Source organism: Shewanella sp. SM29 (assembly GCF_025654245.1).
Taxonomy (GTDB): Bacteria; Pseudomonadota; Gammaproteobacteria; order Enterobacterales; family Shewanellaceae; genus Shewanella; species Shewanella oncorhynchi.
In genome coordinates this window covers 69,848-91,292 of record NZ_JAKKRN010000001.1, presented here as the reverse complement: position 1 = coordinate 91,292, position 21,445 = coordinate 69,848, and the positions used below count along the sequence as shown (strand labels likewise).

Below are 21,445 nucleotides of genomic sequence, written 5' to 3'. Positions count from 1 at the left end.
TTAAATGAGAGTCTATCCAGACCAACTCTCCCGCCACCTTAACCAGTTATTTCCTTGTTATCTGATTTTTGGGGATGATCCTTGGTTGATTGAAACCACCAAAGATCAGATCCGCCAATTCGCCAAGCGTCATGGATTCGATGAAAAAGTCCAACTCATTCAAGAGACGGGCTTTAATTGGAACGATCTGACTCAGGAATGGCAGGCCATGAGCCTGTTTTCCAGTAAACGCTTGATTGAGCTAACCCTTCCCCAAGCTAAGCCCGGTGCCGAAGGCTCAAACACACTGCAAGCCCTATTGCAGACGCCCAATCCCGATATGCTGTTGATTATCGAAGGGCCAAAGCTCGCCACAGAGCAAACCAACAGTAAATGGTTTAAGACCTTAGATGCCCATGGCATGTATCTGCCCTGCGCTACGCCAGAGGGCGAGCAGTTTATGCGCTGGCTCGATGGCCGCATCAAGCACTTTAAGCTCAATCTGCAGCCTGATGCCCGTGCTATGCTGCATTCTCTGTATGAAGGGAATTTACTAGCTGCCGATCAAGCCATGCAGTTGCTGCAACTCCTGAGCCCAACAAAACCCGTCAGTGCCGACGAACTGGGCCACTATTTTGAAGATCAGTCGCGCTTCACCGTATTCCAACTCACGGATGCATTGCTGAATAATAAACAGGATAGCGCGCAGCACATGCTAGCCCAGCTCAATGGCGAAGGCACTGCCTTACCTATCCTGCTGTGGGCCTTGTTTAAAGAACTCGGTTTGTTATTCAATTTGAAATGCGAGCAAGCCCAAGGCGTTGCGCTAAGTGCACTCTGGGGTAAACATCGAATTTGGGATAAACGTAAACCACTGTATCAAGCGGCACTGCAACGACTCAGCCTTGAACAACTCGAACATATGCTCGCCCTCGCCTCGAAACTTGAGCTCAACTTAAAGCAACAGGGGAAAGAGGATTGGACTGGTCTGAGCCACCTGTGTCTGTTATTTGATCCTAGAGCCCATCGGCACTTGGCGCATATAGCCATAGACTAATCATTGATTAACCAAAGGCTTGATATGCGTATTGGTATTTTAGGCGGCACTTTCGACCCGATACACTATGGTCATATCCGTCCCGCAATTGAAGTGAAGCAAGCATTAGCCTTGGATAAAATCCTGCTGATGCCGAACCATATTCCGCCCCATAAACAGCAGCCGAACTTAACCACAACACAGCGCCTCAAAATGGTAGCTGATGTCTGTCAGCAACTCGACGGATTTGCACTGTGCGACATCGAAGCTAAACGCGACACGCCTTCCTACACAGTTGTGACGCTTGAGCAACTGAAAGCCTTACATCCGGAAGACGAGCTGTTTTTTATCATGGGGATGGACTCTTTCCTCCAATTAAAAAGCTGGTATGAGTGGCAACGCCTATTCGACTTTGCCCATCTCGTTGTCTGTCAGCGCCCGGGTTGGCAGCTCGATGCAGAGCATCCTATGCAGCAGATATTGACGGCCCGCAGTCAAGCGCCCCAAGGGGCACTGGAAGGGCATACTCGCAGTGTCCATAAAAACAGTGGGCAGATTTTCCCTGTTACAATTACGCCACAGGATATTTCCTCGACGCTCATTCGTGAACAACTGGCAAAAGGCGAAATGCCCGCCGATTTACTCATGCCAGTCACGCTAGATTACATAAAAAATCAACGACTTTACTTACCTTAGCTCGAACCGTAAGCAGATATCGCCAACTCAACTGCCAATGACAATGTATTCCCAGCATCAACACTGGTATACTACCGCGCTATTTAAAATTAATGAGGTACGCCAGCGTGCAGAGCGCGGAATTAAAACAGTTTGTTGTCGACAAGATCGACGACTTGAAAGCCAGAGACGTTGTTGTTCTGGATGTCAGCAAGCAATCTAACATCACTGACTACATGGTCATATGTTCAGGTACATCAAAGACTCACGTTAAAGCTATCGCCGAAAATCTTGTGGTTGAAGCGAAAAAAGCCGGTATTCCACCTTTAGGTGTTGAAGGCCGCGAAAGCAGCGAATGGGTTCTTGTGGACATGGGCGATGTGATCCTGCACGTTATGCAAGATCAAACCCGTGATTTCTACCAGCTTGAAAAGCTCTGGTCAGAAAAGCAAGACTGATGAAGTTACAGCTCATCGCAGTAGGAACACGGATGCCCGATTGGGTTACCCGTGGTTTCGAAGAATACCAGCGCCGTTTTCCCCGTGATATGGCGCTGGAGCTTATCGAAATACCCGCTGGAAAGCGGGGGAAAAATGCCGACATTGTCCGGATACTTCAAAAAGAAGGCGAACAAATGTTGGCGGCCATTCCCAAAGGCAATCATATTGTTAGCTTAGATCTCCCCGGCAAAAACTGGACGACCCCCGAGCTAGCGACCGCGCTGACTAAATGGCAACTCGATGGTCGCGACGTCAGTTTACTGATTGGTGGACCTGAAGGATTAGCGCCAGCTTGCAAAGAAGCGGCAAACCAAAGTTGGTGTCTTTCGGCATTAACCTTACCTCACCCACTCGTACGGGTGGTGGTTGCCGAAAGTTTGTACCGCGCGTGGAGCGTGAACACGAATCACCCCTACCATAGAGAATAGCGGGATCTTGATGTTAACGAGTGTCAACCACCCGTCATGGGATCAGCCGGAGATAGCATAAGTGTCGCCAAAAAAGCGGATAACAATGCATGATCACGCCGCCGAGGCGTCTCTTTTTAAGCGCAGGGCGCTTTTCACTTTTTTTTGCGTTTTCGCTCTATTTTGCGTATTAGTCACCAACCTTTATCATTTACAGGTTGAATCCTATAAAGATTATGCAACTCGCTCAAATGATAATCGCATCCGTGTTGTTCCAATTGCCCCTAGTCGTGGTCTCATTTACGATCGCAACGGCATACTTTTAGCTGAAAATTTACCCTTTTATTCCCTCGATCTCGTGCCCGAAAAAATCAGTAACATGTCAGAGACCTTAGATGAACTCGGCAAGTTAATTGAGATCAGCGATGACGAGCGCGAAACCTTTACTGACGCCCTGAAATTTCATCGCCGTTTCAAACCGCTAACACTCAAAAACCAGCTCACCGAAGAACAAGTGGCCATTTTCAGTGTTAACCAACACAGATTTCCGGGGATTTCGGTCGAAGCGGGTCTTAAACGTAACTATCCCTACGGCGCGCAAATCACTCATGTGCTGGGCTATGTAGGCAAAATTAACACCCGAGATCGCGCCCAACTTGAACGCAGCGATCTGTGGAAAAACTATGCGGCAACCAAAGACATTGGTAAGCAAGGCATTGAAAAATTTTATGAATCTTTGCTGCATGGCAAACCCGGACACTTAGAAGAAGAAGTGAACAACCGCGGTCGCGCCATTCGCACCTTAAAAATTGTTCCGCCAGAGCCGGGGCAAGATATTTACCTCACCTTAGATCTCAAGCTGCAACAAAAAGCGGTGGAACTACTCACAGGTCTGCGTGGTTCTATTGTTGCCATCGATCCCCGTGACGGTGGAGTATTAGCTATGGTATCGAGCCCAAGCTATGATCCAAACCAGTTTGTACAAGGCATTAATAGTAAAGATTACAGTGCGTTACTCAATGATAAATCCCGCCCTTTGATCAACCGCGCAACTCAAGGTCAATATGCACCTGCGTCTACCATCAAGCCTCACCTCGCACTGTTAGGCCTTGATGAGAAAGCCATTAGCGAGAGTACCCGAGTGTGGGATCCCGGTTTTTGGCAAATTCCCGGTGTTGAACGTAAATACCGCGACTGGAAACGCTGGGGGCATGGCTGGGTCAACGTTTATAGCGCGATAGTAGAATCCTGCGATACCTTTTTCTATGAGTTAGCCTATAAGGTCGGTGTCGATCATATCGCCCGCTTTATGGAACAATTTGGCTTTGGCCAAAATACAGGGATTGATATCTTTGAAGAATCGGCTGGCAACATGCCATCCAAGGAATGGAAACGCTTAAAGTACAATCAAGCTTGGTATATAGGCGACACTATTTCCGTGGGTATTGGCCAAGGTTATTGGACGGCAACGCCATTACAACTCGCTAATGCCGTTGGGATTATGGCCAACAAAGGCCGCCGTCTCCCGCCACATCTGCTGAGATCCATTAAAGACAATACTGCCAAAATTGACTCACCGATCAATGAGTTACCGCCAATTGAACTTAAAAACCCCCGTAACTGGAATATCATCAACGAAGCTATGCGCCAAACTGCAAATAAGTCACGCTTTACCGATGCCACTTACACTGCCGCAATGAAAACCGGTACTGCACAGGTCATCGGCGTGGCGGAAAATACTAAATACGATGCCAATAAAATTGCCGAACATTTCCGCGATAATGCCTTAGTTGTGGCCTATGCGCCCTTCGAGGATCCTAAAATCGTCCTCGCCGTCGTGATGGAAAACGCAGGTTGGGGCGGCGCAAATGCTGGCCCAGTAGCTCGAGCTATGCTCGATGAATATATGCTTAGAGATACTTGGAAACCTATACCATGAGTACCCATAGCCAATATCAAAACATCTGGCAACGCTTGCACATAGACTTGCCTTTATTGCTCGGACTATTAGCTGTGATGGGCTTTGGCCTGTTTGTCATCTATTCTGCCAGCGGTGCAGATTTAGAGATGATGGAACGACAACTATTCCGTATGGTGTTGTCGCTAGGCATCATGTTTACCATGGCACAAATCAATCCTGAAGCGCTTAAACGTTGGGCATTACCCATTTATCTTGCGGGGGTTGTCTTGCTGCTTGGGGTACACTTTTTCGGTGAAATCAATAAAGGCGCGCAGCGCTGGTTGAACTTAGGCTTTATGGAGTTCCAACCCTCAGAGCTTATTAAACTCGCCTTTCCCATCACAATGGCTTGGTATATCAGTAAGTTCCCTCTTCCCCCCAAGAAACGTTACCTCGCTGGCGCAGGAGTGATTTTACTCGTACCAACCCTATTGATCGCTAAACAACCCGACTTAGGCACCTCAATTTTGGTGGCTGCATCGGGGATTTTCGTGCTGTTTTTATCGGGCATGAGCTGGATTATTGTTGGCAGCTTTATCGCGGCAGTACTCGCCTTCCTGCCTATCCTTTGGTATTTCTTGATGCACGATTACCAAAGAACGCGGGTATTAACCTTGCTCGATCCAGAGCAAGATCCCCTCGGCGCGGGTTATCACATTATCCAGTCGAAAATCGCCATCGGCTCAGGTGGGCTTTGGGGCAAAGGTTGGCTCGAAGGCACTCAATCACAGCTTGAGTTTATTCCCGAGCGCCATACCGATTTTATCTTTGCGGTGATCGGTGAAGAATTTGGCTTAATTGGCAGTATCTTACTGTTAATTATGTACCTTTACATCATAGGCCGTGGGTTAGTCATCGCCTCCCGCGCACAAACCAGTTTCGCTCGTCTACTGGCTGGCAGTATCACGCTGACGTTTTTCGTTTATGTTTTTGTGAATATTGGCATGGTTTCAGGTATCCTGCCCGTGGTAGGTGTACCACTGCCCCTTGTCAGTTATGGTGGAACCTCCATGCTGACATTGATGACAGGGTTTGGCATTCTTATGAGCATTCATACCCATAGACGTTTCGTAGATAGATAATTTTAGGGACTTTTTTATGCCTACTCTCCGAGCTTATTTGGCTCCACTCGGTTTACTGTGTTTAAGTTCATACTTAGTCGCATGCACCACGGCAAATGAACCGACACCCGCGCAGGCACCCGCTTCAAGCACCCCAGTGGCTCCCGCAGTGGATAAAGTACTAGTACCCGCAACTCCCGCTGAGCTCAAAGAAGAGTTTATCCATGCTCAAGTAAAACAAGGTTTTACTCGGACAGAAGTGCTCGCTTTTCTAGACAAAGCAAAATACAACCAAGGGGTTATCGATGCGATGACCCGTCCATGGGAAGCAAAACCTTGGCATGTGTATTACCCGATTTTTTTAACAGAAAAACGTCTTGATGCTGGGCTCGCTTTTTGGAAAAAACACGAGAAAACCATTGCTAAAGCGGCGGCTAAGTACCAAGTCGACCCACAGATTATCGTTGCCATTATTGGGATTGAAACCTTTTACGGCCAGTTCACAGGTAATTACCCTGTAATTGATTCCCTCTATACCTTAGGTTTTCACTATCCGCCTCGCGCCACCTTTTTCCGCAAGGAATTTGGTGAGTTGATGAAATTAGTCAAAGAAGAGCACTTAGATATCAATACCCTCAAAGGCTCCTATGCGGGTGCCATGGGTTATGGACAGTTTATTCCCTCAAGTTACCGCCATTACGCCGTCGATTTCGATAACAGTGGTAACCGCGATTTATTGCAAAGCCCAGAGGATGCGATTGGCAGTGTCGCCAATTATTTCCATGAACACGGTTGGCAAGCCAATGCACCCGTTGCTTTGCCGCTGGTCAATAGCAGCCAAACAGCGCCAAAAGCGAAAGTATGGGCAGGCGAAAAGCTCAATTATAAAGTCGCCAATATTCTAACGCCAACCTTGTCCTTGGCTGATGCGAGGGACTTGGATGTCTCGCAAAAAGCCTTACTCATTAAACTGGAACAAGCCGATCACGATGATTATTGGCTTGGCTTAAACAATTTTTATGTAATCACTCGCTATAATCGCAGTCCTTTGTATTCAATGGCCGTTTATCAATTTAGCCAACAATTAAAGGAACAGCATGCCGCTAAAAAATAATCTTTTACAGCTTGTCGCTTTGGTTGCGTGCTTCACACTTGTTGCGTGTTCTTCGAGCCCAAACCAAGCTAGCTCCAGCACAAACAAAAAAAATATGGACCCCAACAAGGGGCGCTATTCGCTAAAGAATGACAAGTTGCCACTCAATCCACCCAATGTGGACCATGTGCCAAATGCCACGCCTAAGTACGAGCCCTATAGTCGCCGCGGTAACAAGCCCTATACGGTTTACGGCGAGTCTTACACTGTGATGAACACAGGCCAAGGTTTTAGTGAAACGGGCCGTGCCTCATGGTACGGTGAAAAATTTCATGGCTATGAGACATCCAATGGCGAACCCTATGACATGTATTCCATGTCAGGTGCCCATAAAACGCTACCACTGCCAAGTTATGCTCGGATCACTAACTTAGATAACAATAAGCAAGTGATCATTCGTATCAACGATCGCGGGCCATTCCACTCAGACCGTATTCTCGACGTCTCCTACGCTGCCGCCTATAAACTCGGCATGCTCGGCAAAGGAACCGCGCGGATCAAACTCGATGTGGTGTATATCGGCAGTGTCGCGGCCACTAATTCGGCTATTGCCAGCGCGCAAGATACAGGTAATCATTACATTCAGTTAGTCGCATCGAAAGATAAAGCCAAACTCAATACCATGGCGAAAAATCTGGAGCGAAAATATCAGGTAAAGACCCGTGTACAAGCCGCAAACAATATGTTTAGACTACAGCTCGGCCCCATAGGCCAACCTGAGTTAGCAGACAAACTGCTCAATAACGTCAAGCAAAATGGCTTTCCTGAGGGCTATATAGTCCATGAGTAATGACTGTTTGCTCGGACCAGAATTGATTTAAAAATAGAGATGAAGGAACCTTCACTAAAACCCACAGTCAGAAAGTGGTACACTGTTGGAGATCTTCTCGAATCCTTTCCATTTAATACAACCAAAAGACGTGCCAAGTTAATGATGAATTTTGTAAAAAGTCCCATTAAAACATTGCTGCTAATTTCCAGTGTGTCTCTCCCCGTTTATGCTGCGCAGCCTATTATTACACCTGATGCACCAGCAGTGGCCGCCAAGGCTTTCGTCTTGATGGATTATAATTCGGGCCAGATTATCGCTGAGAGTAACGCTTATGAAAGCCTTAACCCAGCCAGCCTAACTAAAATGATGACCAGCTATGTCATAGGTCAAGAAATCAAAGCGGGCAATGTCTCGGTCGATGATGATGTGACTATCAGTAAAAATGCCTGGTCTAAAAACTTCTCTGACTCCTCGAAGATGTTCATTGAAGTCGGTACTACCGTTAAAGTCGGGGATTTAAACCGCGGTATCATCATCCAATCGGGTAACGATGCGTGTGTGGCTATGGCAGAGCATATCGCTGGCACCGAAGGCGCCTTCGTTGACATGATGAACTCATGGACAAAACAGCTGGGTATGCGTGACAGTTACTTCGAAAACTCCCATGGCTTAGACTCAGAAAACCACAAAACAACTGCCTATGATATGGCATTGTTAGGTGCAGCCTTAATCCGCGACGTTCCAGAAGAATACCGCATCTATAGCGAAAAATTTTATACCTTCAACGGTATCAAACAATATAACCGTAATGGTTTGTTGTGGGATAACAGCATGAGCGTGGACGGTATCAAGACAGGCCACACCTCTGGTGCAGGTTACAACTTAGTCGCATCTGCAACCAAAGACGGCATGCGTTTGATTTCTGTGGTTCTGGGTACTCAAAGTGAATCAGCCCGTAAAGCTGAAAGTAAAAAGTTACTGACCTATGGCTTCCGTTTCTTTGAAACTGTCACGCCTTACAAAGCGGGTGATAGCTTCACAACCCAACAAATATGGTACGGTGACAAGAGCACTGTTGATTTAGGCGTCGCAACTGATACACCTATTACGATCAGCCGTGGCCGCGGTAAAGACTTGAAAGCAAACTTCGAATTGACTAAGCCATTAGATGCACCGTTGAAAAAAGGTGAAACTGTAGGCCGTCTATTCTTCCAACTTGATGGTAAAGACATTGCCCAGTTCCCACTGGTGACGTTGCAAGAAGTCAACGAAGGTAGCTGGTTTAGTAAATTAGTCGATTACTTTAAACAGATGTTTTCTGGATGGTTTAGCTAAGCTAAGTCCCATAAATAAAGCCACCTTAGGGTGGCTTTATTTTTTTGGGGAGTGCATCGCCCTTGAATCGGGTATAATCGCCACCATATATATCCCAATATAGCCGCTAAGAGTACTGAGTATGTTAGACACTAAATTTGATGAACTGATGGATTTCCCTTGCGCATTTCCTTTTAAGGTCGTCGGTGAAGCCCACGAAACGCTAACTGACAAAGTCGTGGCTGTGGTACAAAAACATGCACCGGGTGATTATTCACCTTCGACAAAAACGTCGAGCAAAGGTAGCTATCACTCCATTACTATCCGCGTGACAGTGACAAGCAAAGACCATATCGAAATTTTGTACACTGAACTTGCCGCTATCGAAGGCGTACGCCGCGTACTATAAATATTCCTCAAGGCCATGAAATGTGATCTGTCTTACATTTATGGTCAAGAGGCGTATAATAGCACCACTCAATTCTAAGGGGAGAGGTTGCCCTTGCAAGACACGACTTTGCACATTCGGCATCTTGGAAAACAAGATTACGAATCAGTGTGGCATGCCATGCAGCACTACACTGACACGCGTAATAGTGAGAGCCCAGATGAGCTGTGGATAGTAGAACACCCACCCGTGTTTACCCAAGGCCAAGCTGGTAAAAGCGAGCATATTTTGAATGCTGGCGATATTCCTGTGATCCAAGTGGACCGTGGTGGCCAAGTCACTTACCACGGCCCTGGACAACTAGTGGTATATCCTCTTCTCGACATAAAACGTAGTAAAGTCAGTGTGCGTCAACTCGTTACTCATATAGAGCAAAGCATTGTCGATATGCTCGCCAAGTACGACATTAACGCTTATGCCAAGGCCGATGCGCCGGGCGTATATGTGGATGAACGTAAAATTGCCTCCCTCGGATTACGCATCCGTAAAGGCTGTTCATTCCATGGATTAGCCCTTAATGTCGATATGGATTTAGCACCATTTCGCCGCATCAACCCTTGTGGTTATGCCGGTCTTGAAATGGTGCAATGCAAAGCACTTGGCGGACCACAAACCGTGATTGAAGCGGGCGAGCAACTTACTATTACTTTTAGCCAATTACTGGGCTATCAACACCTAGTTCATCATCAAGGATTAGCAGCGTCATGAATAGGCCTGAACGTTTACAACCCGGAGTAAAACTAAGAGATGCCGATAAAGTGTCTCGTATTCCGGTCAAAATCGTCCCATCAGAGCGCGACACTATGTTGCGTAAACCCGATTGGTTACGGGTTAAACTGCCGGCATCGAATCAACGCATTTTAGACATCAAGCAAGCGCTGCGTAAAAATGGCCTGCACTCTGTCTGTGAAGAAGCCTCTTGCCCTAACCTCGCGGAATGCTTCAACCACGGCACAGCAACCTTTATGATTTTGGGTGCGATTTGTACTCGTCGTTGCCCATTCTGCGACGTGGCACATGGTCGTCCGCTTAAGCCTGATGCTGAAGAGCCAGTTAAATTGGCGCAAACTATCCGCGATATGAAGCTAAAATATGTGGTGATTACCTCTGTAGATCGTGACGATTTACGTGATGGTGGCGCACAGCATTTTGCCGATTGTATCCGTGAGATCCGCAAGCTTAATCCGGACATCAAGATCGAAACCTTAGTGCCTGATTTCCGTGGTCGTATCGATGCTGCCTTAGATATTTTATCGACTGAGCCGCCTGATGTGTTTAACCACAACTTAGAAACGGCGCCCATGCATTATCGTAAAGCGCGCCCAGGTGCGAATTACCAATGGTCGCTCGATCTGCTAAAACGCTTTAAAGAACGTCATCCAAATGTGCCCACTAAATCAGGCCTGATGATGGGACTGGGTGAAACCAACGAAGAGATCGCTCAAGTACTGCGTGATCTGCGAGAACATAAGGTTGAAATGCTGACCTTAGGCCAATACCTACAGCCGTCTAAGTTCCATTTGCCGGTTGAACGTTATGTGCCACCAGCCGAGTTTGATGAGCTTAAAGCCTTAGCCGATGAGTTAGGTTTTACCCATGCAGCCTGTGGCCCATTAGTGCGCTCAAGCTACCATGCGGACCTGCAAGCCCAAGGTAAAGAAGTGAAATAACCTTCTTGCTTAGATGCAGAGCTTAGGTGATGTAGATTTCAAGGTTATTAAAATAGAAAAACAGCGCTTAGGCGCTGTTTTTTATTGGCTGTTTTTATGACAGTTGTTTATGGCTGTTATTTATGACTGTTGTTTATGAAGAGTGGTTCGTATAGCTGTCGTTTTTCGACATGAATGCTAATACTCGACTCATTCTTGGGTTATCGCTAAATCCATCAAGATAGCATCTTCTTTACCGCCCTCTATCGGGTAGTAACCTTTGCGACGTCCCGATTCAATAAAGCCAGCCTTTTGATATAAAGCACGGGCGTCGAGATTAGACTCTCGCACTTCTAACATAAGCACCACAGCGCCCGATACCTTGGCCGATGCCATCACAGCCTTGAGTAATAACTTACCGTAACCTTTACCCTGCTGACTCGGTAATAGGCAAATATCCAATAAAGTCACTTCATCGATAATTTGCTGCACTATCGCAAACCCTAAGAGTCCTTCGACGTGATAAGTATCTGAATCCGAAACGACGTCAATATTTGCCTCAGTATTTGCATCTACCTCTAAGTGAGCACTCAGCTTTAAACCTAGGACACGGTACAAGTGACCAAAACAATCGGCAAGATTCCCCTCACTCATGGGATGGCTATGGGCCAAGGATTCAAGCTGCGCCATTTGGGGAACATCTTCAAGCGTGAGAGCCACAAGATCAACAGGCAAACCTACTGTCAATTGTGCTGCGAATGGTGTCGTGAATAGACTATCTACTGGTGGGATGTTCAACGCTGGTATTCCAAAGTATTGGTTATTAATGTATTTACGAGTAAAGCTTAAGACTTGCTTGGCGCTTGGCCGCTAACTTGGTCGCGCCATTGGTAAATCTGCTGCCAGAGCGCGCTTTTAGCCTGCCAACCCACTAATAAATCGGCCAACGGCTCAGACACTAACCATGCGGTACGTGGCCTGACTTTGTGACGTCGCAGATCCCAAACGATCTGTTTACCCGTATGGGGCTCACAGTCAAAATCACATTCATCACGCTGTATGTCGATAAGCGTTAGCACAGCGTCGATAAGCGGCTCTGCTTCTGGTAACTCACCGTTTTCATCCCAAATCACTAAATAAGGTTTCACCTTAGTGTCGCGCACTCGCCAAGTTGTCACATTCATGGCGGTTAAATAGGCTGATTTATTCATTAAGGTCAGTTTTATTCAATTAAAGTATCGACTCACAATATCCCGCTAGGATAGCAGTTCTGCCATGGCATTGTTACTGCTGCACGGCGAAAGGAGATGATATCTGGCTTTATCGCTTACGAGATTTAACACTCGGAAGTTCAATCGAATTTATAGATTTACAAAATCTAATTTACTCATTTTACATTTAATATCAGAAGATTAGACTAAACACACTCAGTAAGACAATAGAAGGAAAACGCCATGATTAACATAGGTATCAATCAAGCTCACAGAGAAGAAATCGCCGCAGGGCTAAACCAACTATTGGCTGACAGCTACAGTCTTTACCTTAAGACCCATAGCTTTCACTGGAACGTTACTGGCCCAATGTTCACTAGCTTACACTTGCTATTTGAACAGCAGTATACCGAACTTGCCCTTGCGGTCGACCTTATCGCAGAGCGTGTACGTGCATTAGGCGCCAGAGCACTCGGCTCATATTCAGCTTATGCCGCGCTGACCGAGATAAAAGAAGATCAAGGTGTCACTCAAGCCGAAACCATGATCCGCGAACTATTAAGCGATCAGGAGCTAGTAATCCGCAATGCCAGAGCCTTGTATCCGCTGGTTAATCAAGCGAATGATGAAGCGACTGCGGACTTGCTCACCCAGCGCATCCAACTGCATGAGAAAAATGCCTGGATGCTACGCAGCTTACTCGCAGAATAATCGCTAAATAGATTATTGCTCTGACCAAAGCAAAAAGTCGCCAAGTAAACACTTGGCGACTTTTGCCTTTAAAGCTTGATCAAACAGAATAGATTAGAGGTACTTAATCCAAGCCTGAGTGCTGTGCTTTTTATACTCGCTAAATCGCTTAACGGGATAATACAATACGATGGCTAACACGCCCGCGATAAACCAAACCCATCCTATATTGCTCACGCCAAAGTACTCACCATGGTTTACGCCAAAGATGAATTTCGCTAAAGTATACAGCAGTAACAGCGCGTACAAATGCAAGATATAGAAGAACATAGGCACTGAGCCAAACACAGACAACCCATGGCCCACTCGCGCTAATATCCCATCCACTTTCCCACTTGATGCAAAATACCGCTCAAAGGCCACTAAGCAAAAAAACATGCCGCCTAAGGTCACCAGTAAAAAGCTTAATGATGGCGGGTATTTCGTTAAATTGAATACCGACATCAAGGTTTCACCCAAATGTGCCCCCGACTGCCAAGGCAAGGTTTCGCCATAAAGGTTAAACCCACGTAGCACCGCAAAAAGTACCCAACAGCTGATCCCTAAAAACAGCAGCTTTTGCTGGCGAGCCGATGCATCAAGATGGCTTCCGTTCGGCTTATTACTAAAAAGTGGCCCTGCAACATAACCCAGTAAAATCACCCCAATCCAAGGCAGCACGGGATAACTCACCTTAACCCTAAGTGCACCTTCGCTGACGAGATAACCGCGGTCGTGCAATATGGTCCACAGACCGTAAGCCCACTCACTGGGCTGAAAACCAATTGGTGTCAACAGATTATGGCCAAAAACAATCGCAAATCCTAAAAGGGCCATCCAAGGTCTAGGCAGGTTTATCAGCGCAGCGAGCGCTAACATACTCAGACCAATCACCCAAATCACCTGCAACCAAAGGGTGTAATAGCTGACCATCCAAGAGAGGTTAGAGAAGTTAATCACAAAAATTTCCAGCGCGATTAAAAACAGCCCGCGTTTAATCAAAAACATACGTGCTGAACGTGGCTCGCCATGGCTACGATTGGCATAAAGCCATGCAGAAACCCCGGTTAAGAACACAAAGACCGGCGCACAAAAATGGGCGGCAAAGCGACTCACAAAAAGCCCCCAAGAGGTCGAACTCAAATCCATAGGATCGCTCACCTGCATGTGAAAGAAAAACCGCTCCCGCACATGGTCGAGTAACATGATAAGCATCACGGCGCCGCGCATCATATCGATACTATTAATCCGGGTGCGGCCAATAGAACGACCCCGTTCTTGCTCGGCAAAACCTGAAGATAACGCTGGGTTAGCACTGATATTAGAATTCATAGCTGACACTCACTTTAATGCTACGTGGCTCACCCGGCACGGCCCAAATAGCGGAATAGCTACTCGCGATGTAATGTTCATCCAGTAAGTTATCCAGATTCACTCCAAGGCTTAAGTTGTCGCTTAAGTGGGTGTTCATAAACAACCCAAGTAACTGATAAGAAGGCAATTGAAAACTCGGATCGGCAGAATCGCCGAGGCGCGAATCCACATAACGCCAGCTAAGCCCTAGATGACCATCAATAGAAAGCCTATTCAAATCCTGTTTCAGAATCACACTCGCGGTATGCTTTGGCACATTCACCAGTGGACTGCCTGCAGGAATGAGCACGCCCCAATCAGGATTCAAGCTGTCATTGGCGGTACGGGTATTAAGATAGGCATAGGATAATTTTGCTTGTAAATCCTCCGTCAGTTCGGCGGCTAAATCGAGTTCAACCCCGCTACTTTTAGCTTTACCTAAGGTGGCAGAAAAACCAACATTGATAGGATCTGAGGTCAAGATATTGCTCTTTTGGGCATCGAACACGGCTAAACTACCGTTTATAGGAAGATCGTTTAACCAAGTACCATTAAACTTCATCCCCAGTTCAACCGACTGACTCTCTTCCGCTTCGAAGGGCTTACCCGCAAAGTCAGTTCCAGAAAGCGGTAAAAAGCCTTCAGAATAAGAGCTATAGAAACTTAAGGCATCGGACCATAAATACACCAGACCCACCTTGGGGCTGACTCGACTATCGGTTTGCTCTGACAGAGTATCTTTCGCGACTTCACTGATATCTTGCTGATAACTATCGAACCTTAGCCCAAGGTGCAACTTCCACTTTTCTGTTAAATCCATTTGATCTTGCAGATAGGTCCCCCACGCCTTTTGAGTCTCGTTATTCTCATACAACAAACTCACCTCTGGCTGAGGCCCACCGTATTGAGGGGTATAGATATCGATGGCGTATTCACCTTTTTTGCCCCGATAACGATACAGTCCCGTCTTCAAATTGTAGTGATAGGCATCGGCACCAAGTAGCAAATTATGACGAATAAAACCCGTATCCACATGACCACTTAACTCTAGACGCAGTGAATTATCCTCAGAGGCGTAGTCACGATATCTGTGCTGCCTAGTCAGCGTGCGACCATCATCAAATAGCGATTGCCGCCCCTTTGCTAACTCGGCATCAGACGAATACCCCTTCAAGCTAGAGTCTCGATAGTTATAGCCAGCAGTTAATGACCAATCATCATTTAATTCATAGTCATAGGTCAGCTGATGCCCAGTGGCATTCACCTCCGTTGCGCCATCATTAGGCTCACCTAAATAACGCGAGCGTGGTACGGTATTAATATCGTTATTGAGCACAATAATACCGCGATCGAATAGCTGTTCCTGCTTGAGGTATTCCATTTCATACAGCAAGGAAGCTTTTTCGGAAATCTGCCAACGCACAGACGGCGTAACTATTTTTTTATCGCTAAACACATAATCACGAAAACTATCGTGTTCCTGCCAAGCGCCATTAATCCGAAATGCCAAGTTATCGGTTAAACCTGAGGTCACATCACCTTCTAACCGATATTGGTCGAAACTCCCAGCCGATGCTTTTAAATAACCACTGGTTTCATATTGGGGTTTCTTAGTGACGATATTAACTGTGCCACCGGGCTCCGAGCGGCCATAAAGTGCCGAACCTGGGCCTTTTAAAATCTCGACATAGGCAACGTTTGATAAATCTCTATGACCACTAAAACCTCGGCCACCATTAAAGCCATTGATTAAATACCCCGATGGCATGTTTTCGTTGCCCGGAAAGCCGCGTAGGGAAAAACTATCCCATAAACCACCGCCATTGTTTTGCCGCGCCACACTGGCAGAATAGTCCAGTACATCTTGAAACCGCGTCAGCCCCGCGTCTTTTATCAATTGCTCGTCTAACACACTGATCGCTTGGGGAAGTTCAGTTGAGGACACATTGCCACGATAGGCTTGGCGATAGTGGATACTTAAACGTTCAATATCAGTGTCAAGCACTGCGTCACTCACAGTATCAATAGCTTGTGAACTCGATTGACTGCTTTCTGCGGCCAACAGCATTGAAATAGGATTGAGCACAAACAAGGCGCCCAGCAACAGCGCAGTGCGCTTAGGGACATAAAAAGAAGTCATTTTCACTCCGAAAATAAACAGCATAGGCGCCTTAGCTAAGCCAAGGCGCTCAAAGTTAATTAAGATAAATTGAATAAACAGTAACTTATGCTGTTATGGGCGGAGCACGACTATTGAAGAAACGACTAAAAGGTCGCTTAAAGGAAACTGCCTGAAACTCAACCGAAATATAACCCTGTTGAGCGAGTTGGAAATGAAAGGGTGTACTGGTTAGCGCATGTTGCAACTGGTGCTGATGTAAGCACAGCGAACAATTGGCCTTGGAGTCTTCACTAGCATGGGAAACACTGTGAACAGCAATGGCAACAGACAATAGCACCAATATGGCAGCAAGCCATATTGCTAGGGTGCGTCTTGTTTGTATCACACTATTCAAACCCTACTTCCTCAGATAATTTGGCAGGCGATTGTATGTTAAGCACTACTAAAGTTGCAAACCGATTTACCTAAGCCGTAGGGCTTAAATGTTACAAGAGGTAACTTATCTCATGAGTCATTAGCTATGCAGTCCATAGACTATTTGCAGCCAGCTACTTTACATAACCCTTTAACACATCATCAATCATAATATTAAGGGATGTTATGCCCGCACCTGTGATATACCAAGCCTCGGGATCCACAAAAATAATGTTCCCCGTCTTCCAAGCGTTAGTTTCACGCAAAAGAGGATTATCAATAGATTGTTTATCCAATACAGGGCTTCGCTCCATCACTGCGGTTCTGTCAACCACGTAAATGATGTCGGGATTGTTTTCAAGAATAAACTCGCTTGATACAGGTTGACCGTGCAGTCCCATCTGCTCTGATAAGCTAGCGGGCTTAACCCCTAGCGCACTGTAAATGAACCCATAGCGTGAACGAATACCTAAAAATCGAAAAGCGCCATTATTATGTAGCACCACCAAGGCTTTTTCTGGCCTGTCTTTAATTACCATTCTGGCGGCTTGGATCTTACTTTCCAGTTCATCCACTTTATGTTTTGCCAAGGTTTGCTTATCGAATAATTTCCCCAGCACCAACAAGTGCTGTTTGACTATATCAAAGTAATCACTGTTGCTGTCTTGATAATCAATATCCAAATGAATGGTTGGTGCCAAATTGGAAAGCGCTTGATAATGACTAGCTTGAACGGATGACATCAGCACCAAATCGGGTTTAAGTGCATAAATACGTTCCATATTGGGTTGAACGATAGCACCTAAATCAACGATATCACTATTGTTGCTGTAGTCTTTCAGGTAGTAAGGAACAAAATCCTTTGGCATACCGACAATGGGAATACCCAACTGTTCGAGATAGTCGACTTCATTCATATCTAGGGCCGCAACACGTACTGGCCGTTTTGTAATAACAGTAGTGCCCAGCTTATGCTCTACCTCTATCGGGGCAAACTCCAACTCAGCCGTTGAAGCACTCGTATCCGATGATGCAAGCTGTACTGATTCGGTTTTATTGTCGCAGGCCAGCAAAAAAGCCGAGCTAAATAACAAAATCGCTATCACTTTAGTACCGCTTTTACATTTCGACGTCACTTGTATTCTCCTTGTAAGTTGAAGTTGAAATAGTTACATACTGTTCCTTGACTCGTTTTCAGCACCTCAAGATCCAGTTCGTACAGTGCTTTTAACCTTTGTGCTGTGACGACCTCTTCAACGGGTCCAGCGCAGTGCACAACGCCTTGCTTCATACCGACAATATAGTCGGAGTAGTTCGCCGCAAAATTGATATCGTGAACCACTAACACTACCGTTCGTTTGTAATCGTCACACAGATGGCGAAGTGCCCGCATTATGCTAACGGCATGTTTCATATCCAGATTGTTGAGCGGTTCATCTAACAATAAATAATCCGTTTGCTGCGCAATCGCCATTGCCAGAAAAGCCATTTGGCGTTGTCCGCCGCTAAGTTCATCAATAAATACATTGGCTAATGACTGTAAAGCTAAAAACGACAGCGCTTCATCAATGGCGCGATGATCTTCCTTTGTGAGTGCCCCTTGGCTATAGGGAAAACGACCAAATGCCACTAACTCCCTGACCGTCAGGCGTAAATTGAGGCTGTTAAACTGACGCATGGTTGCCACTTGCTTGGCATAATCCTTCAAGGGAATATTGTGGATAGCAGTACCTTTGAGTAATACCTCGCCCTGCTGGATATTCAGTAACCGACCAATCGACATCAGTAAGGTACTTTTGCCGGCACCGTTAGGGCCGATGAGAGAAGTCATCTGATGTTCGGGAAATTGTGCCGTGACATTTTTTAGCACAGGTTTCGCGCTATAAGACTGATATAAGTTATTGACGGTTATCACACTGCGCTCCGAGGTTTAAGAATTAAGACAAAGAAATAGGCGCCACAAAATAGATTAATTAACAGCCCAACACTGGTTTGATAATTAAACAGATGCTCAACAAGCATTTGCGCGATCAGAAAAACCGAGATAGCAACAGCGCATCCTGTTATCAAGGTAAATGAGTGCGACGGATGCCTTGCCAGTGCATAGGCCATATTCGCGACAAATATCCCCATAAAAGCAGTCGGCCCCACTAAACTGGTTGATATTGCGACCAATACCGCGATAAGACCCAATAGCAGGCGCACCACTTTTTGATAATCAATACCAAGAGAGATAGCTTGCTCCCGCCCCATCAGTAATACATCAAGTACAGCACGCACTCTCCAAGCGGCAATACACACGGCACTAACAAGTACTAGAGAGATAAGCAATTGCTCTGGTTGAGCGCGGTTGAACGACGCTAAGCTGTAGCTCTGGAAAATAGAAAACTCACCGGGACTGATAGAATATTGGATTAACTGAGTAAAACTGCCTAACACCACAGTGAGCACTAAGCCCACAAGCAGTAGGAAGAACACATCATGTCGATCCCCACTAAATAGCCAGCGGTGAATCGCCATTGAGTAAAGCAACATCACCACGACTGAGACAGAAAAATTGCTGTTAGCGGTGATCAGAATACTGCTGCCCGTCCCTAAGATAAGGATCAACAGTGCCTGCAAAATCAAGTAAACCCCTTCATACCCCATGATAGATGGCGTTAAAATGCGATTTCCGGCTAAGGTCTGAAACAGTATCGAAGAAAACGCAATACAGACACCACCAAGGCAAATTGTAGCTAAACGCACCAATCTATTCGGTATGACATAGTCAAAATCAAAGCCTGAGCCCATCAATAAAAATGTGACTGCCAACATAATAGGCAGCCCCCAGCTCAAAAAACGCCATGCACTGTCTTTCATTTGATTTTCCAAACGATAACTAAAAATATGAGTCCACCTAAACAGCTTGCCGTTAGACCTATAGGAATTTCAAAGGGATACAAAATAATCCGACCAAGCAAGTCACAGATAATCAGAAGCGTTGCGCCAGCAAAGGCGATAATAGGCAAGGTACGTTTTAAATTATCGCCGTAACGCATAGCGACAAGATTAGGAATAATCAAACCAATAAATGGAATGCTCCCGACTGTGATAACTGTGGTCGCTATAGTCAGGGAAACCAGCACTAACCCTAAGATAACTAGGTTGAAATAACTCAGGCCTAGTGTGGTAGCCAAGCCTTCGCCCATTCCCACTATGGTAAAGCGCTGTGCATAAAGGTAGGTCAGTATGACCACGGGAAGGATCAGATAGATGATTTCGTAGTTGCCCTGCACGATTTTTGAAAAATCACCCAGCATCCATCCCTGCATACTCTGCATCATATTGTTTTGATAAGCATAAAGTTCCGCTATCGCACTGAGTACACTGCCAAACATAATCCCAATAATTGGAATGAGCACCGGACTCTTATACCGAATACCACGAATAATCAGAATAAAGGCTAAGCTCGCAAGCAGGCAAAAAACCAAAGCCCCCAACATTCTGGCGGTAACCCCCATACTCGGGGCATGAATAATTGAAATTAATATGCCTAGTTTGGCGGCATCAAGCCCGCCACAAGTAGCAGGTTCAACAAACTTGTTTTGCACAATCTGCTGTAATATCACGCCACAGACTGCGAGCCCGACACCTGAGCAAATCAAGGCAAAGAGCCGCGGCAGACGACTAGCAGATAACACCAACCAAACATCATCCGATAACGTCAGCATCTGCGCCACAGAGGCATACTTTGCGCCTAGCAGCAATGAGGCAAAACAAAGCACAAAAAAGCACGTCAGTGCATAAACCACCTTCACAAACTGATACTTCCTATACGCAATAAATCTTGTACTAATCTGCAGCCGCTATGAGGTTTTCATATCGACGCGCTATGTTTGAGCCTTATCAGATCCCCCTGCCTTTTGGGCATGGGTAACGGCAATACCCGCTAACACTAAGTCACGTTTTCGCTCCCACCATTTGCGAGCGCCCACCTTCATAATGTCTACCATCGCATTTATCTGCTCAGCTTTATCAGGGAGCTTGGTGGCTTCATCTTCCCAAATTGCGATAATTCGCTCTTTACGTGTCCGACCATCGGCTTCTGGTTTAGTGGTTGACCACCATCCCAAAAAGCACTCCCCCACCATGTCAACTAAGATATCAACGGCCAGCACTGCTTCATCGAGGGAGAAGCCTTTGCGTTGCAGCTTTTCGACCGATTCAGCAAAAGAACGTATACCCGATGACGGCGTAACACTGGCCTGATGGATAGACTCAGCGAGGCCAGGATGACGCTCATAGAGTGCCCAAATGGCATCGGTCAATATGATCAATTCGCTCCGCCAATCTGTGGCCGCTGGCGCTCGCCAGTCCAGCTCATTAATTGCAAGCTCAGCAGCAATGGAGATAACATCATTCCGACCTGCTACGTGATGGTAGAGGGAAGAATGATCGACCTTTAAATGCGCGGCTATAGCAGGGATGGTCGCTTGATCAACCCCAATCTCCAACGCAGCTCTGGCGATAGCCTCACGGGAAATACGGCTAGGTCTGCCACGCTGGCGTTTTTGAGTGGGTTGATCCGGTACTTGTGTCATATCGATAAGGTTTCCAAGGCAAAAAAGCCATTCTAACCGCTCTTGCTACCCGCTGCATGGCAATAGCCAATACCGCGGG

At 46.3% G+C, this 21,445-nt stretch carries 23 protein-coding genes; 13 read left to right on the top strand and 10 right to left on the bottom strand.

Translation table 11 applies throughout. The features are described from left to right. Positions 1 to 4 precede the first annotated feature (4 nt). The 12 genes from holA (at position 5) to lipA (ending at position 10,975) form a co-directional block, all read left to right on the top strand. A complete protein-coding gene (gene holA, locus L5L77_RS00420) occupies positions 5 to 1,036 on the top strand; it encodes a DNA polymerase III subunit delta (RefSeq protein ID WP_198573615.1) in 1,032 nt (343 codons plus the stop codon). Positions 1,037 to 1,060: 24 nt separating this feature from the next. Beyond that, positions 1,061 to 1,711 (top strand): nicotinate-nucleotide adenylyltransferase, encoded by a 651-nt coding sequence (gene nadD / locus L5L77_RS00415; protein ID WP_263221784.1) that lies wholly within the window; start codon positions 1,061 to 1,063, stop codon positions 1,709 to 1,711. Positions 1,712 to 1,818: 107 nt separating this feature from the next. Next, on the top strand, positions 1,819 to 2,148 hold the full coding sequence (rsfS, locus tag L5L77_RS00410) for a ribosome silencing factor (RefSeq protein ID WP_006082751.1): 330 nt from the start codon (positions 1,819 to 1,821) through the stop codon (positions 2,146 to 2,148). Then, positions 2,148 to 2,618 carry a 23S rRNA (pseudouridine(1915)-N(3))-methyltransferase RlmH gene (rlmH, locus tag L5L77_RS00405; protein WP_006082752.1) on the top strand — a complete coding sequence of 157 codons (471 nt, stop codon included), beginning with the start codon at positions 2,148 to 2,150 and terminating at the stop codon, positions 2,616 to 2,618. The genes rsfS and rlmH overlap by 1 nt, the downstream gene beginning before the upstream one ends. Before the next feature lie 61 nt (positions 2,619 to 2,679). After that, positions 2,680 to 4,536 (top strand): penicillin-binding protein 2, encoded by a 1,857-nt coding sequence (gene mrdA, locus L5L77_RS00400; RefSeq protein WP_263185626.1) that lies wholly within the window; start codon positions 2,680 to 2,682, stop codon positions 4,534 to 4,536. After that, on the top strand, positions 4,533 to 5,639 hold the full coding sequence (gene rodA / locus L5L77_RS00395) for a rod shape-determining protein RodA (protein ID WP_028761480.1): 1,107 nt from the start codon (positions 4,533 to 4,535) through the stop codon (positions 5,637 to 5,639). The genes mrdA and rodA overlap by 4 nt, the downstream gene beginning before the upstream one ends. Before the next feature lie 16 nt (positions 5,640 to 5,655). Then, positions 5,656 to 6,732: a lytic murein transglycosylase B gene (gene mltB / locus L5L77_RS00390; protein ID WP_263185625.1), complete on the top strand. Its 1,077-nt coding sequence runs from the start codon at positions 5,656 to 5,658 to the stop codon at positions 6,730 to 6,732. Beyond that, a complete protein-coding gene (locus L5L77_RS00385; protein WP_263185623.1) occupies positions 6,716 to 7,561 on the top strand; it encodes a septal ring lytic transglycosylase RlpA family protein in 846 nt (281 codons plus the stop codon). The genes mltB and L5L77_RS00385 overlap by 17 nt, the downstream gene beginning before the upstream one ends. A 141-nt stretch (positions 7,562 to 7,702) precedes the next feature. After that, positions 7,703 to 8,878, top strand: a complete 1,176-nt coding sequence (locus L5L77_RS00380) for a serine hydrolase (RefSeq protein ID WP_028761483.1) — start codon at positions 7,703 to 7,705, stop codon at positions 8,876 to 8,878. A 121-nt stretch (positions 8,879 to 8,999) separates the two neighbouring features. After that, the gene (ybeD, locus tag L5L77_RS00375) at positions 9,000 to 9,266 is read left to right on the top strand and encodes a DUF493 family protein YbeD (protein ID WP_006082758.1); all 267 of its coding nucleotides are present in this window, start codon (positions 9,000 to 9,002) and stop codon (positions 9,264 to 9,266) included. A 93-nt stretch (positions 9,267 to 9,359) separates the two neighbouring features. Beyond that, the gene (gene lipB / locus L5L77_RS00370; RefSeq protein ID WP_263185621.1) at positions 9,360 to 10,013 is read left to right on the top strand and encodes a lipoyl(octanoyl) transferase LipB; all 654 of its coding nucleotides are present in this window, start codon (positions 9,360 to 9,362) and stop codon (positions 10,011 to 10,013) included. After that, the gene (gene lipA, locus L5L77_RS00365) at positions 10,010 to 10,975 is read left to right on the top strand and encodes a lipoyl synthase (protein WP_028761485.1); all 966 of its coding nucleotides are present in this window, start codon (positions 10,010 to 10,012) and stop codon (positions 10,973 to 10,975) included. Before lipB ends, lipA begins: the two co-directional genes overlap by 4 nt. A gap of 189 nt (positions 10,976 to 11,164) precedes the next feature. On the opposite strand, the gene rimI is transcribed toward lipA, so the two are convergent. Both rimI and L5L77_RS00355 read right to left on the bottom strand, forming a co-directional pair. Continuing rightward, positions 11,165 to 11,752 carry a ribosomal protein S18-alanine N-acetyltransferase gene (gene rimI, locus L5L77_RS00360; protein ID WP_394473717.1) on the bottom strand — a complete coding sequence of 196 codons (588 nt, stop codon included), beginning with the start codon at positions 11,750 to 11,752 and terminating at the stop codon, positions 11,165 to 11,167. Positions 11,753 to 11,799: 47 nt separating this feature from the next. Continuing rightward, positions 11,800 to 12,165, bottom strand: coding sequence for a hypothetical protein (locus L5L77_RS00355; RefSeq protein ID WP_168822776.1), 366 nt, complete (start codon positions 12,163 to 12,165; stop codon positions 11,800 to 11,802). Positions 12,166 to 12,408: 243 nt separating this feature from the next. On the opposite strand from L5L77_RS00355, the gene dpsA reads away from it, so the two are divergent. Next, on the top strand, positions 12,409 to 12,876 hold the full coding sequence (gene dpsA / locus L5L77_RS00350; protein WP_028761488.1) for a DNA starvation/stationary phase protection protein DpsA: 468 nt from the start codon (positions 12,409 to 12,411) through the stop codon (positions 12,874 to 12,876). Between the two features lie 93 nt (positions 12,877 to 12,969). On the opposite strand, the gene L5L77_RS00345 is transcribed toward dpsA, so the two are convergent. The 8 genes from L5L77_RS00345 to L5L77_RS00310 all read right to left on the bottom strand — a co-directional run bounded on the left by L5L77_RS00345 (position 12,970) and on the right by L5L77_RS00310 (position 21,366). Then, positions 12,970 to 14,226 carry a DUF1624 domain-containing protein gene (locus tag L5L77_RS00345; RefSeq protein ID WP_263185620.1) on the bottom strand — a complete coding sequence of 419 codons (1,257 nt, stop codon included), beginning with the start codon at positions 14,224 to 14,226 and terminating at the stop codon, positions 12,970 to 12,972. Then, positions 14,216 to 16,387 carry a TonB-dependent siderophore receptor gene (locus L5L77_RS00340; protein ID WP_263185619.1) on the bottom strand — a complete coding sequence of 724 codons (2,172 nt, stop codon included), beginning with the start codon at positions 16,385 to 16,387 and terminating at the stop codon, positions 14,216 to 14,218. The genes L5L77_RS00345 and L5L77_RS00340 overlap by 11 nt, the downstream gene beginning before the upstream one ends. An 85-nt stretch (positions 16,388 to 16,472) precedes the next feature. Then, complete coding sequence (locus tag L5L77_RS00335) at positions 16,473 to 16,763, bottom strand: DUF2607 family protein (RefSeq protein WP_028761491.1); 291 nt, start codon at positions 16,761 to 16,763, stop codon at positions 16,473 to 16,475. 154 nt (positions 16,764 to 16,917) lie between these two features. After that, on the bottom strand, positions 16,918 to 17,919 hold the full coding sequence (locus tag L5L77_RS00330) for a siderophore ABC transporter substrate-binding protein (protein WP_263199797.1): 1,002 nt from the start codon (positions 17,917 to 17,919) through the stop codon (positions 16,918 to 16,920). Next, positions 17,916 to 18,698, bottom strand: coding sequence for an ABC transporter ATP-binding protein (locus tag L5L77_RS00325; protein WP_263146848.1), 783 nt, complete (start codon positions 18,696 to 18,698; stop codon positions 17,916 to 17,918). Before L5L77_RS00325 ends, L5L77_RS00330 begins: the two co-directional genes overlap by 4 nt. Beyond that, a complete protein-coding gene (locus L5L77_RS00320) occupies positions 18,695 to 19,645 on the bottom strand; it encodes an iron chelate uptake ABC transporter family permease subunit (RefSeq protein ID WP_263146845.1) in 951 nt (316 codons plus the stop codon). Before L5L77_RS00320 ends, L5L77_RS00325 begins: the two co-directional genes overlap by 4 nt. After that, positions 19,642 to 20,583 carry an ABC transporter permease gene (locus tag L5L77_RS00315; RefSeq protein ID WP_287480675.1) on the bottom strand — a complete coding sequence of 314 codons (942 nt, stop codon included), beginning with the start codon at positions 20,581 to 20,583 and terminating at the stop codon, positions 19,642 to 19,644. The genes L5L77_RS00320 and L5L77_RS00315 overlap by 4 nt, the downstream gene beginning before the upstream one ends. A 72-nt stretch (positions 20,584 to 20,655) precedes the next feature. Continuing rightward, a complete protein-coding gene (locus tag L5L77_RS00310) occupies positions 20,656 to 21,366 on the bottom strand; it encodes a TetR/AcrR family transcriptional regulator (RefSeq protein ID WP_219234616.1) in 711 nt (236 codons plus the stop codon). Positions 21,367 to 21,445 lie beyond the last annotated feature (79 nt).

What these genes read in the sequence shown, in the direction of transcription:
- holA (WP_198573615.1), top strand. Translation starts at nt 5, where the DNA reads ATGAGAGTCTATCCAGACCAACTCTCCCGCCACCTTAACCAGTTATTT.
- nadD (WP_263221784.1), top strand. Translation starts at nt 1,061, where the DNA reads ATGCGTATTGGTATTTTAGGCGGCACTTTCGACCCGATACACTATGGT.
- rlmH (WP_006082752.1), top strand. Translation starts at nt 2,148, where the DNA reads ATGAAGTTACAGCTCATCGCAGTAGGAACACGGATGCCCGATTGGGTT.
- rodA (WP_028761480.1), top strand. Translation starts at nt 4,533, where the DNA reads ATGAGTACCCATAGCCAATATCAAAACATCTGGCAACGCTTGCACATA.
- mltB (WP_263185625.1), top strand. Translation starts at nt 5,656, where the DNA reads ATGCCTACTCTCCGAGCTTATTTGGCTCCACTCGGTTTACTGTGTTTA.
- L5L77_RS00385 (WP_263185623.1), top strand. Translation starts at nt 6,716, where the DNA reads ATGCCGCTAAAAAATAATCTTTTACAGCTTGTCGCTTTGGTTGCGTGC.
- L5L77_RS00380 (WP_028761483.1), top strand. Translation starts at nt 7,703, where the DNA reads ATGATGAATTTTGTAAAAAGTCCCATTAAAACATTGCTGCTAATTTCC.
- ybeD (WP_006082758.1), top strand. Translation starts at nt 9,000, where the DNA reads ATGTTAGACACTAAATTTGATGAACTGATGGATTTCCCTTGCGCATTT.
- lipA (WP_028761485.1), top strand. Translation starts at nt 10,010, where the DNA reads ATGAATAGGCCTGAACGTTTACAACCCGGAGTAAAACTAAGAGATGCC.
- L5L77_RS00355 (WP_168822776.1), bottom strand. Translation starts at nt 12,165, where the DNA reads ATGAATAAATCAGCCTATTTAACCGCCATGAATGTGACAACTTGGCGA.
- dpsA (WP_028761488.1), top strand. Translation starts at nt 12,409, where the DNA reads ATGATTAACATAGGTATCAATCAAGCTCACAGAGAAGAAATCGCCGCA.
- L5L77_RS00345 (WP_263185620.1), bottom strand. Translation starts at nt 14,226, where the DNA reads ATGAATTCTAATATCAGTGCTAACCCAGCGTTATCTTCAGGTTTTGCC.
- L5L77_RS00340 (WP_263185619.1), bottom strand. Translation starts at nt 16,387, where the DNA reads ATGACTTCTTTTTATGTCCCTAAGCGCACTGCGCTGTTGCTGGGCGCC.
- L5L77_RS00320 (WP_263146845.1), bottom strand. Translation starts at nt 19,645, where the DNA reads ATGAAAGACAGTGCATGGCGTTTTTTGAGCTGGGGGCTGCCTATTATG.
- L5L77_RS00310 (WP_219234616.1), bottom strand. Translation starts at nt 21,366, where the DNA reads ATGACACAAGTACCGGATCAACCCACTCAAAAACGCCAGCGTGGCAGA.